This window comes from Actinomyces haliotis, assembly GCF_015355765.1.
Taxonomy (GTDB): Bacteria; Actinomycetota; Actinomycetes; order Actinomycetales; family Actinomycetaceae; genus Actinomyces; species Actinomyces haliotis.
In genome coordinates this window covers 1-1,471 of record NZ_JACWNA010000038.1, presented here as the reverse complement: position 1 = coordinate 1,471, position 1,471 = coordinate 1, and the positions used below count along the sequence as shown (strand labels likewise).

1 protein-coding gene is annotated in these 1,471 nt (G+C 69.7%); it reads right to left on the bottom strand.

Annotation, left to right across the window (positions count from 1 at the left end; translation table 11 throughout):
- Window positions 1-7: 7 nt before the first annotated feature.
- Window positions 8-1,360, bottom strand: a complete 1,353-nt coding sequence (locus tag IXW69_RS11355; protein ID WP_228525381.1) for an IS30 family transposase — start codon at window positions 1,358-1,360, stop codon at window positions 8-10.
- Between the last annotated feature and the right edge of the window lie 111 nt (window positions 1,361-1,471).

Below are 1,471 nucleotides of genomic sequence, written 5' to 3'. Positions count from 1 at the left end.
GGCGGATTCAAGCGGTGGTCGCAACACGTGTGTGTTGGAGGGAGTGTAGGTGATGGTTGAAGACCTCGTTGGGGTTCTTCCAGCCCAGGATCTTTCGGGGCCTGTCATTCAGGGTGTGGGCGACGGCCTGGAGGTCCTGGGCGCTCCATCGTGATAGGTCCGTGCCCTTGGGGAAGTACTGGCGCAGGAGTCCGTTGGTGTTCTCGTTGCTGGGACGCTGCCACGGGCTGTGGGGGTCGGCGAAGTAGATCTTGGTGCCGGTGGCGGCGGTGAGGGCGGCGTGGGCGGCCATCTCCCCTCCCCGGTCCCAGGTGATGGTCTTGCGCATTTCCAGTGGGAGGTGGCTGAGTGCCTCCTCCAGGGCCGTGGCGACCGCGTCGGCGCTGTAGCCGGAGGGGCGGGACCTCACCCGCCCGGGCTCCTGATGGAGGTCCTCGCGCTCGGTACGCGGCAGGTGGACGAGGATCGTCATGCGGCTGATGCGCTCGACCAGCGTCGCGACGGCGGACCGGCCCGTGCCGATGATCAGGTCTCCCTCCCAGTGCCCGACGACGCTGCGGTCCGAGGCCTCCTGGGGACGCTGAGCGATGAGAGTGTCGGCAGTGACGTGCCCCTGGGGCTTGCTGCGTCGTCGCTGGCGAGGCTTGCGAAGCGCCCGCCCCGTGCGCAGGCACGCGGTCATCTCGCGCTCCAGAGCACCGCGTCCCTGGATGAACAGCGCCTGGTAGATCGCCTCGTGACTGATCCGCATCGACTCATCAGAGGGAAAGTCGACCTTGAGGCGGTTGCTGATCTGCTCCGGGCTCCACCCCCTGGACCACGGGCGGTCGGCCCTGCGCGGCTTGCCCCGCCCCTTCCAGCCCGGTACCTCCGGACCGCGCACGGCCTGCCCGTGCGCGTCGGTCACCCTGCCGGCCAGGGCGTCAACGACGTACTGGCCAAGACGCGGGTTGGAGGCCAGCTTCGTCTCCTTGGGGCGCCTGGCGGCCTGCTCGGCCTTCCACTGGGCCACGCTGGCCCTGTACACCACCGCCCCGCCGCGGGTAGCGGCGTTCCGACGCAGCTCACGACTCACCGTCGCCGCGCTGCGGCCGATCGCACGAGCGATGCTGCGCACGCCCTCGCCCTTGGCGTGAAGGACGGCGATCTCCTCTCGCTCGTCAAGGCTCAGGTATCGGCCGGCGGGCTCGGCCAACGACATCGGTGCCATCCCGCCACCTTGGCGGAACCATCGGGCCCCCACGGCCGCCGACACGCCGACGGCCTGCGCAGCCTGCTCACTGGAGAACCCCTCAGCCACCAGGCGCCAGAAGTCGCGGCACGCGACCCTGGACACCGGCGGTCGCCCCGGAGAACGCATCACCTCACGAACCGCACGATCCGCCCGCCACTGCCGACGCCGACCCTGATCCTCAACCACCGACAACCCCTCCGATCCTCGCAGTGTTGCGACCACCCCTTGAATCCGCCC

What these genes read in the sequence shown, in the direction of transcription:
- IXW69_RS11355 (WP_228525381.1), bottom strand. Translation starts at nt 1,360, where the DNA reads ATGCGTTCTCCGGGGCGACCGCCGGTGTCCAGGGTCGCGTGCCGCGAC.